Here is an 18,432-nt window from a genome sequence, read left to right as displayed (position 1 = left end):
TTCACTCCAATGATGATTTCATCGATTTAATAATTTGGCCAAGTTGAGCATTCTGCTCAGCACTAATTTCTCGTCCCGCAGAGTGACCTGCGTTTTCTTTAATGACAGTATCTAGAGCGATTAACCAGTCATAAACAAATAAGAATGTGTAATTCAGTGGTGTTGTTGGGAGGCGCACAAGGCGCTCGTCATCGGCCCACTCCACGCTGTTGCGGTCTGGACGTTCAAAGATTTTTTGTCCAACATTCACTTTGCTGTTTGGACGTAGAACACCTTCCTCTTTGAAATTAAACCAAGTGATGAAATCACCTAAAATGTTATGAACGCGAGAAACTTGAGATTCCGCTAATTTATCTCGCAGAACGCCGACCGTTTCTGTTCCTGCCAACGCGTTTATCAGCTTTTGCTCTAGCTGCAAACGGGAAATGGCAGTGATCAGTTCATCGACAAACGTCACCATGATCTCTTGTTCGATATTAAGGTAAGCCAATAACGCATTGTTATCCGGTAAGCTGCGTAAATGATTTATCCAAAGCGCAATGACTTTTTGTGGGTAAATGACTTCATACCCATAGCTTTGCGGCTTATCGGTTTCAGGTGCTGAAATAATGGCAGGCTCATCACTAAACAGGTCGATACCGCCACCAAATTCGTTGGCGCCAAGTGAGAAAATCGAGACGTTTTGCGGCTCGCCATCAGACTGTTTCGGGTTTTTAATTTTGCTAAGTGCGCTTTCTTCTTGCATATAAAGCTCATACAAGTCTTTGCGGCTCGGCATGATGTAATCAATAAATGCCCCTTGCAAATAAGGGACTTTCTGCATAAAGCGCAGTATGGCTTCAGAATTTTTTGCTTTGACTAATAACTCTTCTTCACCGCCAGATTGATACCATTTTTCAAGGTGATTACCGATCAATTCTTTTCTTAATTCATCAAGTTGCTCAGTAATGCGATCTAATTTCAGTTTCTTTAATGCAACCGTTTCAAGGTAATTAGCAAGGCGGGACATACCGCCATCATTGAGCTGCAACATGCTGTCCCAAGATTCACTGGTATCGCGAATATGTCGCTGAACAAATTCATCTTCCACATAGGTTCTTTTCATTAATTGAAGATGTTCTGAACAGCCCTCATCAAAGGCGATTTCTTCCTCATTTTGCATGCGGATAAATGAGGTTGGAACTCGAGGTTTACGCACTAAAAAGGTGTTATCAAACGCCTGATTATCAACCCAATCAGACATCCAAGGGTATTGACCAAAACGCTCTAGCATCGCCATTTTGATCATGCCACCTTTACCCCAAGATTGGCGTAAAAGGGCTTCATTGAGCGAGAGTGACTGAGAGATACGTAAGTCAAACATAGTCATCGCCCAGATTAACCCACAAGGGCGTTTGGCACGTGTTTGCGCATCTTTACCTTGGGTGTTATGTATCCATTCTGTGAGCACGCCGCCCACTTCTTTTACATCAGATTGTTTGGTTGATGCGGTGCAGACAACCAGTACGTTCATCTCTTGGTTATCCGTGTAACGTTCGAATAAATAAGAAACTTTTCCACGTAAAATTAATTGGGCGAGTGGATTGGCATCGTCGCTGTCTACGGCATTGCGAATGCCGCTCATGGATTCAACACCTAGTCTGCCTCGGTAACCTGGGAAGTCTAACAATTCAACTTGCTCGAAGAGAGGCTTGCTTGGGGTATCAAGCAGAGGGATCACAACTTCGACGGTCAGCGCCGTTAATTCCGCAATCGAGAGTGATACTGGCGAACCGACATGTTCCCCTTGGATTGGGCAGACTTGAATATCGCTATCAATGCTTTTATTGAGTCGTTCAAGCATATCGACGTTCATAATGCTGTCTTCTTGAACGAGGATGCCATTGCGCTCTTTGACTAAAGATTCGAGCGGGGCGAGAACAATTTCTGCGTAATTTAATTTAGCCAAGGTGCGGCTAAATATTTCGTAAGCTTCTGTTAATTCTGGGATTTCACCCCATAAAATAGCGAAAAGTTTTGCCCGTTGTGAAATCGATAGGTACGGAGCCAATTCAACGGCTTTCGGCCAATAACTTAATGCGAGCTTTTTGTGACTGTTTTCCGCGTGGCGCTTTAAATAATCCCATAAAGAAACCATGTCATCATGGGATATGCCCGCTACAGGTGTAGAGGAACGCTGCTGCTCAAACTGTGTGAGTTGCTGAGATAACTTTTGCTCATCTAAAACATAATCAATTTTTTCTTGGTTAAAGTCATACAGATAAGCGTTCGCGAGGATTTTAATAATTTCCACTTCATTGAATAAATGCAATTCAACAGGGTGGCTATCAGTGCCTTTGGTCGCTGAGCGCGTAAATCGAGTGACTAACCCAGTCGCCTCTTTTCCGCCGCCGGGAGGGTTAATGTGGTCAATGAAATCTAGTTCTTTACCGGACATTTTTGTTTTTAAGCGTCCGTTATTGCCTGCCGCCAATGCCGAGATAAGATAAGATTTTCCTGCTTGAGACAGACCAAAAAAACCAACCGACATCGGGCTTTGGGTGGCCGTCACCAAATTTTTGGCGGTGTTTTTACTGCGTCTTAAGCGATAAATAAGGCTATCTGCCTCCGTGTTTAGACGAGGAGCATGCTCTCTGACCGTATTGATCCAGTTAATTGCTTTATCGGCATTTTGGTAAATAGCATTCCAGCCATCAATCAACTGTTGTTCATTATTCATACTCATTTAACTAATACACTCCCGCTGTCCATCCAGTAGTTGGTTTCACCAATACCACTGTCTGCTAATGTGTTAAGCTTGAAATTTAAATCTCGTGGTTTGACATTCGATGCATCCAGCATTTCAACCTCGGAAATTACAAAGCGCTCTAGGCTTACCGGGTTGTCGTCACGGGATTGACGCTGCTGCTCGACTTGCAATTTCATGCGGATAACGCCGTTTTCGACACTGAGTTTTTGAGCCAATTTAGGGTTCTTAATCCGCAATGTGTAGAGTGGCGAAGCGGGCCAGCGGGCATTATTTAATTGTCTAAAGCCTAAACGGACGGCACCTCGAGCTTCAAACGAAGTTTGCTCATTGAGTTGGTAATCAGGACGATCGAGGTCAATGTCTCGGTAATAAACCACATCATCGCTTAACGTATTATGGCTATCCAACATGCCTAAATAGCGAACGGTGGAATAAGGACGGAAATTCCCGATAGAAAAATAAAAATTCAATAACCGAGAATTTTCAGCGAGCAAGCAGAGCATTGCCCCCACAGCCGCGGTGGATTTCGGATCGTCAATTCGGCCTTTTTTATTAAATGGATACCATCCACCCGTTTTATATCCATGCAAAGGTAAAATGCGGGATGGCGGAACAGGTTGCAGTAATTTAAAGAGCGCCTGAATACCCGGTAATCGGGACGGGCGGCCAGTTAGCAGCAAAATGTCGCAGGAATAGTAGTGTAACACTTCACACAAGGCCTTCAGGCTGGAGGTGATATTGATCCGTTGCCCTGAAATAAACTCCCCATGAAGCTGAGCAAAATTGACTTGCAAAGGCACATTGAGAATCGAAAACGCATCGCTGGCACCCAGTTCTTTATTGACGGCATCGTTGATGTAATGGAACACTTTTGGAGTTGGTTGCTGGGATAAAAACTCACCAAACGTCGTGTTAATATTTTCGCAAATTTTCAGTGGGTTATAATTTTCGTACTGATTTAAGATCTTTAACCCAATAGGACTGAAAATTTGTAATGTAAGCTGCTGGCGCAACACTTGCTGCCCCGCATCCAACCCTTCACTACCAAAAAGGGATGACATCAGTGCATCAGGATCAGAGACACCGGAATCCAGTAATGAGGCACGCAGTGCAGGTAATACGCATAATCTAATGATATCTAAAAGAATATCATCACCCGCGATTTTGAATCCTTCACGAAATAGCTGAGTAGGAACAATTTTGACGTTGCTGCCATTACCCGCATCTAATTTATAACGGGTGATCACCAGATCGGTGGTGCCGCCGCCAATATCAATTGAGGCGATTTTTAATACAGAATCCCCCGTGAGTGCTCGGTTATCATCACGAACTTGGCTTTTAAAGAAGGCTTCAGTGCGCTCACCAAAGTGGATCTGTGTTTCGTTATAGAGATAAACCAATTGCCCGCAGGTAGCTTCATCCCATTTCACATGAATAGATGGCAGTGGCGGGCGGCAATCAACATCATTGCCTTTAAATGTTAACGGGTTATCAATCGGGTTCCAGCCCATCGCTTTCCAAATTAACCCAAGGGCATTTTCCATGCAGTTTTCGAAAATGACTCTTTCTGGTTTAGGCATAGCAGGGGGAATGGTTAAGATAATATTGCGCAGTTGGCGTGGAGCGCTGGCATGATTCATTTTTAAACGCTGAGCTGAGCTGTTCATCTGGGTCAATGCTTGAGTGAGAACTTCGGTCAGCATGATGGTCATCAGTGAACTGCGGGTATAGTTTGGCGTAAAAACAGGCATACGATCATTTTCGTCTAAACGAAAAAGTGGGTCACCGTGGTCATTCAATAAATAGGTCATTGGGATTGCAGTGGCCAATGGCTCTTTTTCGGTTTGGCCAAAAGCGCGGCTAAAACGCCATCCCGGAGAATAAGGGGTATCGTCCCATAAATAGCGTTTTGGACTAGAAACCCCAGTAGACCCTTCGGTACCGAGTCGTTGTGATGCCATTCGGTTGGCTTCAGGACCTACACGACCGATTGTAGGCCACATAAAGGCATCATTGCGCCCGCTACTGACGGAAAAATCTTGTTTACCAAATTCAGCTTGGGCGAATTCAACGCGACTTTGGAATGGCTCATTGTAAACATAATAAGGCTGGCTTAAATCGCGGAGAGTTAGCTCATAAAGCTGGGTCAGGCCTTTATCATCGTTTTTATGATCTTCAATTAAGATCCCGCAGGTACGCGAGTTGCCAACGTCCAAGATCAAATCTACTTCAATTGGTGGCTCTTGGGACTTGGTTTCATTCAGCTTCACTTCGGGTAACTTAATATTCTCACCCAGAATGTGCAGTAGATTAAGGTAGTGGGCCTGATGTTGGAACTGTGAAAGCGCCTCTTCCAATTCATCGTGATACATTCTGAGTGCTGATGTGGCTTGTTCACTGAAAATTTCACGTAACCAACTATCGACCCAAGAGAGCTCTAAGAAATCTTCAACTTCATGCCCTAAATAGGCGAGAGCAAACCCAATTCCTGAGCGCACATCATCTTCATTCGGTGCGAGATAAGCGGTATTTTCGCGATTAGGCACAATTCGGGTATCAAACGCGATGACAATGCGGTGTGTGTTTCCATCTTCATCGGGTTCAGCCAATTGGTGAAACATAGCTCTGACCCAGTTATATGGGCCGTTAGAAAATGATCTCGGTGGATTAAATCGGAAAAATGGCAGCGGGATCCAAATATCATTCAGTAACTTTAATGACTCTTCGATGGAAAAACTAAATTCAGGCTCTGAAGTTATCGGCGTACTATTTTTAGGGGTAGGGAAGATAAATTTATCGCTGCGTTCATCATAAATTAAACGCAGTAATGGACCATTTTCGCCTTTGCGTGTGAACTCGCCATATTCTTTACGTTGGAGTAGCGTAAAACCAAAATCCAAAAATTGGATGTTACTATCACGAATAAGCGTGATTTTATCTTTATGATCAGTTAATTGCGCTAACATAGAATTAGTTACTCTCCCGTTTCATTGAGATAGGGAATATTTGATTTTTATCGTATTCACCTTGGCAGTCAGCGATGTTTTTTGAGCCAGGGTGGCAGGTAATATTGGGCATGCGATAGGATGAGCCATCGCTGCAGTTTGCTTGGGCTTGGTTATTAATACTCAGCCCACCAGAATTCATGGATGCCGAGATAGGGCCTTGACAAGTCACGCCATCACTGCGGGTCATAATGACGTCACCTTTGCCATTATTCACATTGTATTGCAGGCTTAATGGCTTACCGGTTTTTTGGTCCTGAACCCCAGCCCCTACATGCCACTGTCCATTTAAAAACTGAACAGATCCACTTTGAATCGCTTCTTGTGGAATATTCAGTGGTGCTGGCATATTTGCCGCTGCGCCGTTATTTGCGAACGGGTCGTTACTGGTAGGTGTATTGCCAGCAACGGATTGAGTCGGGTCGACCACGGGGGTATTCGGTGAATTTGGGTTTGTTGATACTGCGGGCGTATTGCCATTGGTATCTTCTGGTAATGGCACAACCGCGGGGTCAACCACTGGGGTGTTTGGCAAATTAGTATCTACCGCGCTTGCAACTTGGCCATTTGTGGTTTGATCAGGAACAGCCACCGTGCCATTGAGACCATGAACATTGACACCATGCGTATTGACCACCTGAGCCTGCCCCGGAGCTACTAATGTTGGTTCCACATTCAGGTTCGGCTTAGGAACGTCAACGGCGGGAACATTGATATTTGGTAGGGTTACCTGCGGCGTATTAATATGGGCGGTTGGGACAATAGGTGCACTAAAGCAGCCTCTTAAAAAAAAAGCGGCAAGCAGCAGAAGCAGCAATAAAGGTAATAACCACAGTAAAAATCGCCACCATGGTTTTTGGGGCACAATCACTGACGCAGTTTCTACAACTGGCGCGGCGGCTGGTGCGATTGGCGCAGGAGGCGCTAAAGGTTTTAAACAGGCGACAGGATCGGTGCGTGACTGTTTGTTCACGTTCACGAATCCCCAAAATGTAATGACAGGCTGACCACCGACAATATAAACGTGGTCTTGATCCGGAAATTGGATTGTTTTGCTCAGTAGCGCACCAAATAATTGCTGCTCTTTGTTCTCTGATTGTTGCTTATTTTCACTGAAATTTTTCAATTCATCTTGGTTATTTTTTAGTCGTGTATAAGCATTATTTTTTTCTTCTTCAGATGCGGTCGTCCAAGAAATAATTTCGCCATCAACAGGAGAATACCAGTCAATTCGCTCGCCAGTTTCATTGGGTTGGGGGATGGCAAGACAATCTGCAATATTATTTTTTTTTTGTAAGCGTAGTGTTTCTCGAAGTTGTAATGCAGACACATAAACTGCCTGCCCGTTTTCTCCCAATGGAAGATAATTTTCTAATTTTCCACTACGCAGGAAAGCTTTATTCACATTAATCTTCCTAATTTTTTAAATTAAAATAATATAAGAATTTTCTGGTTATTAATATTTCTGGATGGCATGACCTAATTTGTTATTTTAATCAACAAAAAACGTGTTGTCTATTATGTTAAATTTTCAAATTGATGTTAGTCATGAAATAAGAGCAAATTGCATATAACAGAGAGTATTAAAAGGAAATAATGGCGAATCTATATTACAAATGCCAATAAATTAATGTGATGAAAGATTTAAAATTAATAATTTAATTTTTTATGGTGCAATAAATTAATATTGCACCATAAAATGAGATTATAATGTAAAATTAATTACATCCTTCGGGAATGTAATCACTGAGGGCTTTCTCCATCATCACGGCAACATCCTTGGCATTTTTTGCCGTAAAGACCTTTCCGCCCGTAGCTTGTGCCACACAGTTTCCAGCCCCGCTACCCATAATATCAATGACATTGATGACGGCTTTAGGGTGAGCTCGTTTTAACGCTCTCGCTGCGGCACACGGGTCTTTTTTGCAAGATTCAACACCATCAGAGATCAAGATGATGATGGTGTCTCGGTTGTTGTCCTTAATGGATCGATTTGCTTGAGTGATGGAGTCGGCCAATGGAGTTCCGCCGTCCGGCTCTATTCTCTTGATAAAACTCAATAGGCTAGAGCGATTATTCGGCGTGATATTGCCCGTTGACTGAATTTTTTCGCAGTCGGCTGCAACGATAGTCATAATGTTTGTGTCATTAGGAATGTTTTTAACAATTTCTCCTAACGCTTTTTTAGCCACGTTAATGCGTCTTGGCTCCACATCCCAACCTACGAACGGTTCCCAGGTTTCTTCAATATAATCAATTTGTTGCTTTGACAGTGTCATGCTCATATTCATGGAGTAAGAGGCATCGAAAATAATCACAACTTGAGGTGCATCTTGAGGTTTCCGGTTCACTGGGCACACTTTTCGGGCCGGAGGATTGAGTTTTGCATTACAGACGCTGTTGGCCTTCGCATCCGTCATTCCGCGTTTTTGCATCTCTGTTTGTAGGCATTTTTCCATCGGGGTTAATGGATTAACGGGAACAGGTGCAGGTTCTGGAACGGTCTCAGGCTCAGGAACGGTCTCAGGCTCAGGAACGGTCTCAGGCTCAGGAACGGGCTCGGGAACGGGTTCTGGAATGGGCTCAGGAATAGGTTTAGGTGCAGGTTCGACATGCGTATTTTCGACAACAGTCGGGAGTGTTTTTGGGTCAAAACAGCCTCTTAACCATGAAAATAGTAATGCAAAAAGTAATAACAGAATTAAAAAGCCAAATAAGGCTAACCAACGATTTCTACTTGGCGCAGCGGCAGCAGCGGCAATGGGGGCTGCGGATTGAATGGCTGCAGGGGCTGGGACGGGAGCCGGAAGAGGGGTTGTTCTTGGCCACCATGTTATAACGGGCTGGTTATTTATAATATAAACACTTTCAGTATCAGGAAGGACGGCAGCTTTCTCTAATAATAGATACTGTTCTTGGGTGATCTGTTTTTCTTCAAGTAATTTATTCGCTCGCGTCTGAATATCATTTAATCTTTCGCAAAGAAGTCGGTGATGGTTTGAAAATTCAACTTTATCTAAAGATGATAATGGAATGGGGTGACCGGAGACTGAGGTACTCCAGATAATTGCACCATCGGGTTGTTGTTCGCCATGGGCAAATAAATATTGGTATTTTGCGGGAAAATACTGAGTTAATAATGCCGACAGTTCTTGTTGATTATTTAAACTATAGTCTGCTTTTTGGGTGTCGCTGGTTAAACGCAATACTCTATTCATGGCTAAGCAACCTTGCTAAAAAGTCATCGCATCAGAAAATTAACAGGATAATAAAGAATATAATTATCACATCCTAGGTGCTTAGTCTTAATTATGTTCAAAACATGAAGTTCATGAAAATAAATTGCGTGATAAAAATTATGATTGCGAGTCAAAATTTGTCATAAGAATCATTTTTCTTTCATTCAGCAAAATATTTGATACTTTTTCGTCAAATTAAAAGGCCTTATTTAGGTTATGTCGAAATAAGGCCTTGCAAGTCGTTTAACTCAATACGTTTAATTTTATGGGGGCACTTTATGATGTGCTTTCTCACAAGGTTATTTTATTTCTCTTAATTCCAGCTTAATAATTATTTTAGCTGCCAAAGTGTTCCTTCAGAAATAACCGCGCTGCCATGAGAAGCAAATAACATTAACTTGCGTGCATTAGGTTGGGGATAAATACGGCTAGACATTGCAGCGTCACCTTCGTTGACAAAGACTTCAACGGAGGAGCGATCGATAAAAATACGCAATGAAAGTTTATCGCTCGCAGGTAATGGAATGCTGCGATAACCATCCAGCTCATATTCTGGGTAGTGCCGCCAGAGCACTAAGCGCTGGGATTGGCTATCAATATACAGCGCTAATCCATCGCCGACCTTATTGCCTAGCGCTATACCATATCGTTCTGCATTGCTTTGGTCTATATCCCAAACAAGCTCTAATTCGATGGCGCTGGAATGGTCGAGTAAAACTTCTGTTTTACTGACCGAGTGAGGCTCAATGGGGTGGCTCTGTTGGCGTAATGATTTGGCTTCAATCACCGGGCGTTGGCATAAATGTCCATCTCGTACAAATAACTCGCGTGGTAGGGTTAAGCAGCCCGCCCAGCCTTCTTGTTTGGACGGCATGGCTGATTCCCACATATCCATCCAAGCCATAATGACACGTCGCCCATCCGCGGTAGTGAATGATTGTGGCGCGTAGAAATCGTGCCCATTATCCAGTTCAGTAAATTTTTGGCTTTGTATAAAGGCGCTTCCTTGTTGCCAGTGACCTTGGATCACGCCAGATTGGAAGCGATTACGATATTGGTAACCTGTGTTTTGTTGGATGCCTTGTGGTGAAAACATCAAATAGTGGTGGTTGCCACACGGGAAGAAATCTGGGCATTCCCACATATAGCCACCATCAACGTCAGCGTGGGCGAGGATTCTATCAAGTTGCCATTCGCGTAGTGAGTTACCCTTATAGAGCAACGTTTGTCCACAATTTGCCGCGTCTCGTGCACCTAGCACCATCCACCAAGTTCCATTTTCTTGCCAAATTTTGGGGTCACGGAAATGCATAATGCCCTCAGGAGGGGTTAGCACAATACCTTGTTTTTCAAAGTGAATACCGTCAGTGCTGGTTGCTAAACATTGCACTTCACGGATAGCGCTATCGTCACCGGCTTCTTTTAGCCACACATGCCCTGTGTAAATGAGTGAAAGGGTTCCATTATCATTTACGGCACAACCCGAAAAACATCCATCACGGTCATAATCATCACCGGGTGCTAGAGCGATAGGTTCATGTTGCCAATGGATCATGTCGTGGCTGGTGGCGTGACCCCAATGCATCGGTCCCCAATCAGCACTCATTGGATGATGTTGATAGAATGCATGATATACCCCATCAAAGTAAATCAAGCCATTGGGATCATTCATCCAGCCAGCGGGCGGAGCAAGATGGAAGTCAGGGTAATAGGTGTTTCCACGTTGAGCTTTAAGTTGCTCAAGAGCAAATTGTGCTTGCTGAAGTTTCTGCTTCATAGTTCCACCGTTTTTTTCGATGTTGTCATATGATTGACGGTTGATGCGTCCTCTGATTGCAGAAGGACACTTGAAATTATCGTCATGGAAATGACGATAGCGGCGAGGATCATATAGGTATCTGCAAAGCCTAATGTGTCATAGCTGTAGCCTGCGAGTGGGGATAAAAATGAGGCGCAGAGCGACGCTATAAACTGGAAACCCACTAAGTAGATGGTTGCAGATAAACGTTTATCAAATACAGACGTAATGTATTTAAATAATGAAATTAATAGGATAGGGAGTTCAACGGCATGTAGCAGTTTCATAAATGAAATCGTGATTGCATCGTCGGCAAGCCCCGAACCTAAAATACGCAGCGCCATGATGACGCCGCTCAAAAGCAGACCACGCTTTGCGCCAATACGATTGACGAGGAAAGGCGCTAAGAACATACCTCCAGCCTCTAAAAAGACCTGAAGTGAGTTTAAGTAGCCAAACATCTCATTGCCTTCGTTTTGGTTGGCAAACAACGAGGCAAAATAGACCGGAAACTGTTGGTCGTAGACGTTATAAACACTTACCCCGCAGACAAATATCACCAAAGACCAAAATGAGCGCATGCGTAATAATCCCAGCGCGTCAGCGATAGTCAGTGACTGAGTTTTGCCGAACTCAAGCTCATTCATGGTATGAGGGCGAACGTTGCGTAAACGCCATAACAGAACGATGAACAGGAGTGCGCTGGCGGAACCCATGGCAAAATTCAAGTTGGGATCGATATTAAATAATAACCCAGCAAAAAAGGTGGCGCCTGCCCAGCCCAGTGAACCCCACATACGGGCACGACCATATTCAAAACTCGCGATGCGACTGACGCGCTCAGTATAGGATTCAAGTGCACCAATACCGGCAAAGAAAGTTGCGCCAACATAAATGCCCAACGCGGCAGCCCCTGCAAAAATGTTCCATTTTAATAACGGGGTACAGACAAAAATAAACCAAGGCCCGCTGATTAATAGCAATCCACCCAGAAACCATAATAGATTTTTGCGTAAGCCAAGCCTGTCTTGAATAAACCCATAAAGAGGCTGAGCACAAAATGCGGTTAGGCTGATAACAGAAAAAATAATGCCCGTATCGGTGCCCTTTAGGCCAATTTTTTGGCTGAGCCACAGAGATACCAAGGAAAACACGGATGACCATGTCCAAAAAAAAGTAAATAACAAACCACTTAATGTGAGATAGGCATGCATGTTAGCGCGTGTTTTTTTGCCCATAGATATTCTCCTACTGTCAGAATGTCTATATTGTTAATGTTAACATTCGCTTTATAAAAGACGGTATAGTGCATAAATATGATGTTAATCACCAATGTTAACATTAACATTGGCGGTATGTGAGGGATGTCACAGGTTTCTTATTCTCGCAATCATGTGGCGATTTATTGGTTGATATACTCCGACGAAAAGACGTTGGATCCAAAGACGTTGAAAATAGAGTAAAGAGGGCAAAATGGTACTCTTAAAAGATGTCGCAAAGCTGGCTGGTGTTTCAATGATGACGGTCTCAAGAGCTATCAATAATCCTGAAAAGCTGAAAAAAGAGACATTAGCACGCATTCAAAAAGCGATTAATGAAACCGGTTATACGCCTGATCTTTCAGCTCGGATGATCCGCGGTACACGGTCAGGACAAAAGCCTCGAACGATTGGGGTGCTGGCGCTAGATACGGCGACGTCTCCTTTTTCTGTCGATATCACGCTGTCTATTGAAGAAACGGCGCGTTCACACGGTTGGAATAGCTATGTGGTGAATATGCTAGAAGGTGATGACCCGGAAGCCATCGCGAGTTTACTTTTTTCTCATCGCCCAGATGGCATTATTTACACGGCAATGGGACTTCGGCAGGTTGAAATTACCAAGCACATGATGAAAGTGCCACTAGTACTCGCTAACTGTGAAAGTTTAAATGTACCAACGGCCAGCTATGTACCCGATGATGAAGATGGTCAATATAACGCGGTGAAAGCGCTATTAAATGCGGGGTACCGCCAGCCGCTGTGTTTATATCTCCCAGACAACCACCCGGCTACTCTCCGTCGAGTTCTTGGGGTTAAGCGCGCCTGTGAAGAACATGGCATTAATGCGGATGCGCTATCTCATCATTTTTTAAGTACAGAAAATTATGCAGATATTCCTGAGATTGTCCGTAAACAGATCCACCATGGAAAAGCGAGTTTTGATTCCATTATTTGTGGAAACGATCGGATCGCATTCATTGTGTATCAGATCTTGCTAGAGAGTGGATTGAAGATCCCAAAAGATGTCGCTGTTGTGGGTTACGACAATATGGTTGGGATCGGCGAATTATTTATTCCACCGCTTTCGACGGTGCAACTTCCCCATTATGAGATTGGTAAGCGCAGCGCGCTACATATCATTAATGGGGAGACGCATCGAGAAACTGTCTATATTTCATCGCCTTGGTTACCAAGGGATTCAATTTAATCATACTGACTATTTTCAATATTGTCTTTGGAGTTATTTATGACCGATAAAGTGTGGGTTCTCGGTGATGCTGTTGTTGATTTGATCCCCGAAAGAGAAGGCTGCTTACTTCAGCTTCCGGGGGGCGCGCCTGCGAATGTTGCGGCTGGGGTTGCTCGCCTTGATGGACAAAGTGGGTTTATTGGTCGTGTCGGAGATGATCCTTTTGGCCGCTTTATGCTCCGCACGTTAGAGCAAGAGAGGGTGGACACCGACTATATGAAGTTGGATCCGCAACATCGTACATCAACGGTGGTGGTTGAACTGGATGAAGAAGGAGAGCGAACCTTTACGTTTATGGTTCGCCCCGCTGCGGATCTTTTTTTAGAAGTCGAAGACTTACCCGTATTTCAGAAAAATGAATGGCTACACGCTTGCTCTATCGCGCTGAGTGCGGAGCCGAGCCGCAGTACCACATTTTATGCTATGGAAAAAATCCGTCGTGCAGGTGGGCGCGTTAGTTTTGATCCTAATATTCGAACGGATCTGTGGCAGGATGAAAATCTATTGCGTGAATGTTTACATAAAGCGCTAACTTTCGCTTCGGTGGTGAAGTTATCCGAAGAAGAGTTATTTTTCTTAAGCGGCAAAACTGATATTCAGCAAGGTATTGCACAACTTTCAGCACAGTATTCTTTTGATTTACTGCTGGTGACTCTAGGTAAAAATGGGGTGATGGTGTGTTGGCAGGGCGATATCCTGCATTATTCTGCTAGACCGGTGGTGGTGGTTGATACGACCGGTGCGGGAGATGCTTTTGTCGCAGGTTTATTAGCGGGGCTGGCGGTTTATGGTTTACCGAGTGATGAAGACACTTTGAGCGTTATTATAGGACAAGCACAAATTTGTGGTGCATTAGCCACCACGGCGAAGGGTGCAATGACCGCATTGCCATATCGTCAAGATTTACTCAAAAGCCTGTAGTCACGATTCTGCGCTATTTTTTAGGGGGTAGTGGTGAACGAAGAAAGTGGTTTTTGAGACGTGAAGACTGAAGTAATCCGCTAGAAAGCAAAAACCCGCCACGAGGGCGGGTTCTTTAAATAGTGGTGCCCGGACTCGGAATCGAACCAAGGACACGGGGATTTTCAATCCCCTGCTCTACCGACTGAGCTATCCGGGCAACGGGGCGCATTAAACCGTATTAGGTTGTTCCCGTCAATGCATTTTTTATAAAAAAAACCATTTTCTGACTGAGTGTTTTCTTTTTCGACAAAAAACGCCTGTTTAACGCGCGAGTGTACGAATTTTAACTTAATGCACCTCTTTTACGGCATAGGGCAATAGTCAAAATATCCTCAGAAAGCTGTTGAGCAATTTCCACATCACGGATATTGCGATTGACCAACAAGCGATTTAAACAGCCTTCTAAGACCAACTCCATCTGATTGGCGACGAGTTCTGCATCTTCAATATCGAGCTCATCAAGCAGCTGCTTGGTAAAGCTGAATGAATTGGATTTTTGCAGGCGGCTTAATTGGTGGATAGGATGCTCTGGGTCTGGGTAGTAGTTACAGGCGGAAATAAACAGGCAGCCAGGAAAACGCCCCTCACGGACTTTCTCTGCCAGCTGTTGATAGCGAGCCATGAGTTTTAATTGTGGGCTGAGTTGCTCGTCTAATAAGGTTTGGCGCTGCCACACTTCAATTTGCTGCCCGTGATAGCGTAGAGAATCATAAACGAGGGCTTCATCATCAGGCCAAAATTGGCGTAAGGCCGTAAAATCGGATTCAATTTCAGTGAGTAAACTTTCTGTCGAGGCAGATAACCCTTGTTTCTCTAACTGGTTTAACGCATGGCTCAAAATAGTGTCGCGCTGGATACTCATCGTTATCTCCATCACAAGATTTGCTAATTTTTCCATCATAGCAATGTTCAAAGTTGATTTATAGGCGTTGATTTTGTCACAGGTATGAGAGTGATTGAGGGGAATTATGGGGATTTCAGAGAGAGAAGAGGTAGAGAGGCGTTACCCTCTCTATACCTAACGAGTTGTTTAGTAAAAATTAATTTCTAGTTAAACAACTTTTTCTCCATATCAATATCGATATGATAAAAATTGAAAATATTTTGTAGGAACTCATCAATGTCGTGCTTTTTTAATTCTAAAGCATGTAAAATTCCCAAAAGATTTTGAATAGTAATCGCATTGACACCTCGCTCATAGCGAGAAATCTGTTGTTGGCTGATGCTTAAACGAGAGGCCAGTTCAGCACCAGTCAGTCCAACAACTTTACGTCGTCGCTTAAGAAATGAGCCAATGTAAGTGGATACTTCATGGTTATCGAATTGTTGATTAGCTAGCATGATCCCTCCATGCGAGTGTTATTGAGATAATAGTATTTAAAGATAATTAAATATTATTATCTTTAATTGGCGATAATAATCAAAAATTGACTAAATCAATTTAGGAGTATTTAACCGCTACGTTAAATTAATTACCAATATTTATGACGGATTGATAGGCTATTTTCGATAGTTAATAGCTATTTTAATCACTCAGTTAGAGAGTACAATAATAAAGAGTTATGGGTTTTATATTCTAATGTTTTAGTTTAACTAGTTTAATCATCTTATTTTTTGTTTCTATTGGTTTTTTATCTCAATAATTGCTGGCATTTTTTTTATAAAAATAGCGCAAAAAATAATAATAAAGTATTAATTACGTAATGGACTGTTACACTTATATATATATTATTCATAAATGTGTTTCGAGAGAAAGATTTATATTTACTTCGTCATAAATATACAGATTTGTTTATTGATTATCGGCATTATTTTAAATATTTTATAGAATTGAGAATAAATATACACAGTGCAGATAAGGAATGCTGATTAATGAAAATTATCATTGCACCTGATTCTTTTAAAGAGAGTATGACCGCCGAGCTTGCGGCGCAATCAGTGATAAAAGGCTTTCAACGCGTGTTTCCTGACGCGGAATATATTTCGCTGCCAGTGGCTGACGGTGGTGAGGGTACAGTGGATGCGCTGATCGCGGCGCAGCACGGGGAAAAAATATCGGTTACTGTGGCAGATCCTTTGGGTTTCCCTGTAATGGCTTACTATGGGCTATTAGCTGAAAGTAAGGCGGCGGTGATTGAAATGGCGCAAGCCAGCGGGTTGATGCGAGTGCCTATTGCCAAGCGAAACCCGATGCTGACGAACAGCTATGGTACGGGAGAACTGATAGCCAATGCGCTTGCTCAAGGGGTTGAGCGAATTATTTTAGGGATTGGCGGTAGTGCTACAGTGGATGGTGGCGTCGGCATGTTACAGGCGCTGGGTGTCCGGTTTTATGATGAAAATCATCAATTACTGGGGTGCTCGGGGAATATCCTTTCACAGATAGCGCATATTGATATTCAGCAACTTAACCCGCGTTTATCTCAGTGCAAAATCGACATTGCTTGTGATGTGAGTAACCCATTGGTTGGGGGAATACGGCTCTGCGGCAGTTTTTGGTCCACAAAAAGGGGCAACGCCAGAAATGGTGGCTGAGTTGGACTACGGATTAAACCAGTTTGCGGTGCTTCTTCAACAGTTAACGGGGACTGACTATCGTTATCTTGCTGGTGGCGGCGCGGCGGGGGGGATCGCCGTTGCAGCCGCTGCGCTACTTGGCGGTGAGCTTAAATCCGGTATTGAGATTGTGATGGACGCTTTAGCGTTTGAGCAACACTTACAAGATGCTGACTTGGTGATCATCGGGGAAGGTAGTATGGATGGGCAGACCGCTGGCGGAAAAGCGCCCATAGGCATTGCAAGACTCGCCGCAAAACATCAGGTTCCGGTTATTGCATTAAGCGGTGTGTTAGGGGATGGCGTGGAAGAATTACACCAAGAGGGTGTAACAGCGGTATTTAGCATTCTGCCCAGATTATCTCCGCTTAGTGAGGCACTCAAGCAGGGTGCTGAAAATTTAGAAAATACCGCATGCAATGTGGCCCGAGTATTAAATATGGGGCGCCACCTTTAAAATAAAAGCGAAACCTATTTATTTGATGAAAAATAAGCTGACTTATCCAATATTTATTTTATATGCACTTTTTCCGATACCATGATGGCGGGTTATTTGGTAAATGAAGGGGTAATAAAGCAATAAACCACAAGAATAGGTAAAAAATGCTTAACCCCAACACGTTTGTGCCACTGAAAATTATTGCTTCTGGCATCGCACTACCCACACATAAAATATTGTCGATAGATTTGGATAAGCAGCTAAATAAGCCGAACGGTTACGTCGAAAAACGCTCAGGGATCCGCTGGCGCTACCATGCATCCAATACCGATAGCCAAGCTGAATTAGCCGCTGCTGCAATCCACGATGCATTAACTCGCCACCATATTGACCCTGCCTCTGTGGATGCCTTGATTTGCGCATCAGCAATTCCCGTTCAAGCCCTCCCTTGTAGCGCAGCCCATATTCTCGCAAGTTCAGCACTTGATTCGGGTATTGCCTGTTTTGATGTGAATGCGAGCTGTGTGAGTTATTTATCGGCGTTGCAAATCGCGGGTGGGCTACTCGCCACCCATCAGTATCGCCGAATTGCGATTGTCTCTGCGGATATCGCCTCTCGGGGTATTGACTGGGAGCATGAAGAATCCTCACTTATTTTTGGGGATGGTGCGGCTTGTACCCTCGTTGAGCGCGGTGATGGGGGCAGTGGTATTTTGGCATTTCGTCTGGAAACCTATCCTGAGGGGCTGGATCTTTGTGAGATCAGAGCGGGCGGTACTCGCCGTAATCCACGCTCAGGAATGGAGCCGAGTGATTTTTTATTCCACATGAAAGGCAAACCGCTATTCAAGATGGCCTCCGCCATGGTTGAGGATTTTATGGAGAGAATACTGTCTCAAGCGGGTGTGAATTTAGCGCAGATTGATACCGTGGTTCCTCATCAAGCAAGTCACTTATCCTTGGAACATATGCGTAAACGCCTTGGAGTTACCACCGAGCAGTTAGTCGATATCTATGCCACACACGGTAACCAAGTCGCGGCATCAATTCCTTCCGCACTGCATGAAGCCATTATCACCGACCGTTTTTATGGCAAATCCCATGTAATGCTGGTAGGAACCGCAGCCGGTTTAGCTTTATCTGCCCTGGTTTTAGTCCCATGAATGATTTTG

The 18,432-nt window shown here is 43.8% G+C and carries 11 protein-coding genes, 1 tRNA gene and 1 pseudogene; 4 read left to right on the top strand and 9 right to left on the bottom strand.

Annotated elements, in window-relative coordinates; genetic code table 11:
* Window position 1: 1 nt before the first annotated feature.
* The 6 genes from LDO51_RS03715 to LDO51_RS03690 form a co-directional block, all read right to left on the bottom strand.
* Complete coding sequence (locus LDO51_RS03715; RefSeq protein WP_225576401.1) at window positions 2-2,725, bottom strand: putative virulence factor; 2,724 nt, start codon at window positions 2,723-2,725, stop codon at window positions 2-4.
* Window positions 2,722-5,715, bottom strand: a complete 2,994-nt coding sequence (locus tag LDO51_RS03710) for a virulence factor SrfB (protein ID WP_225576400.1) — start codon at window positions 5,713-5,715, stop codon at window positions 2,722-2,724. The genes LDO51_RS03715 and LDO51_RS03710 overlap by 4 nt, the downstream gene beginning before the upstream one ends.
* Window positions 5,716-5,719: 4 nt before the next feature.
* Window positions 5,720-7,159 (bottom strand): SrfA family protein, encoded by a 1,440-nt coding sequence (locus LDO51_RS03705; RefSeq protein ID WP_225576399.1) that lies wholly within the window; start codon window positions 7,157-7,159, stop codon window positions 5,720-5,722.
* Between the two features lie 313 nt (window positions 7,160-7,472).
* Window positions 7,473-8,972, bottom strand: coding sequence for a vWA domain-containing protein (locus LDO51_RS03700; protein WP_225576398.1), 1,500 nt, complete (start codon window positions 8,970-8,972; stop codon window positions 7,473-7,475).
* 352 nt (window positions 8,973-9,324) lie between these two features.
* A complete protein-coding gene (locus tag LDO51_RS03695; protein ID WP_225576397.1) occupies window positions 9,325-10,770 on the bottom strand; it encodes a glycoside hydrolase family 32 protein in 1,446 nt (481 codons plus the stop codon).
* Window positions 10,767-12,029 (bottom strand): MFS transporter, encoded by a 1,263-nt coding sequence (locus tag LDO51_RS03690; RefSeq protein WP_225576396.1) that lies wholly within the window; start codon window positions 12,027-12,029, stop codon window positions 10,767-10,769. The genes LDO51_RS03695 and LDO51_RS03690 overlap by 4 nt, the downstream gene beginning before the upstream one ends.
* A gap of 235 nt (window positions 12,030-12,264) precedes the next feature.
* Between LDO51_RS03690 and LDO51_RS03685 the strand changes: the two genes are divergently transcribed.
* Both LDO51_RS03685 and LDO51_RS03680 read left to right on the top strand, forming a co-directional pair.
* Entirely contained in the window at window positions 12,265-13,260 is a 996-nt protein-coding gene (locus tag LDO51_RS03685) for a LacI family DNA-binding transcriptional regulator (RefSeq protein ID WP_225576395.1), read from the top strand.
* Between the two features lie 39 nt (window positions 13,261-13,299).
* Window positions 13,300-14,223, top strand: coding sequence for an aminoimidazole riboside kinase (locus LDO51_RS03680; protein ID WP_225576394.1), 924 nt, complete (start codon window positions 13,300-13,302; stop codon window positions 14,221-14,223).
* Between the two features lie 123 nt (window positions 14,224-14,346).
* Here the strand turns inward: LDO51_RS03680 and LDO51_RS03675 are convergent.
* From LDO51_RS03675 to LDO51_RS03665, 3 genes are all read right to left on the bottom strand, one after another.
* Window positions 14,347-14,422, bottom strand: a tRNA-Phe gene (locus tag LDO51_RS03675).
* Between the two features lie 126 nt (window positions 14,423-14,548).
* Window positions 14,549-15,121, bottom strand: a complete 573-nt coding sequence (gene dicD, locus LDO51_RS03670) for a division control transcriptional repressor DicD (RefSeq protein WP_423810973.1) — start codon at window positions 15,119-15,121, stop codon at window positions 14,549-14,551.
* Between the two features lie 191 nt (window positions 15,122-15,312).
* On the bottom strand, window positions 15,313-15,606 hold the full coding sequence (locus tag LDO51_RS03665; protein ID WP_225576392.1) for a helix-turn-helix domain-containing protein: 294 nt from the start codon (window positions 15,604-15,606) through the stop codon (window positions 15,313-15,315).
* Between the two features lie 531 nt (window positions 15,607-16,137).
* Here LDO51_RS03665 and LDO51_RS03660 point away from each other — a divergent pair.
* Both LDO51_RS03660 and LDO51_RS03655 read left to right on the top strand, forming a co-directional pair.
* Window positions 16,138-17,278 (top strand): annotated as a pseudogene (locus LDO51_RS03660) (glycerate kinase).
* 146 nt (window positions 17,279-17,424) lie between these two features.
* Window positions 17,425-18,423, top strand: coding sequence for a 3-oxoacyl-[acyl-carrier-protein] synthase III C-terminal domain-containing protein (locus tag LDO51_RS03655; RefSeq protein WP_225576391.1), 999 nt, complete (start codon window positions 17,425-17,427; stop codon window positions 18,421-18,423).
* The last annotated feature ends 9 nt before the right edge of the window (window positions 18,424-18,432 follow it).

This window comes from Providencia alcalifaciens (assembly GCF_020271745.1).
Lineage (GTDB): Bacteria > Pseudomonadota > Gammaproteobacteria > Enterobacterales > Enterobacteriaceae > Providencia > Providencia alcalifaciens_B.
The sequence above is the reverse complement of the archived record's forward strand: the minus strand, read 5'-3'. Positions and strand labels throughout refer to the sequence as shown.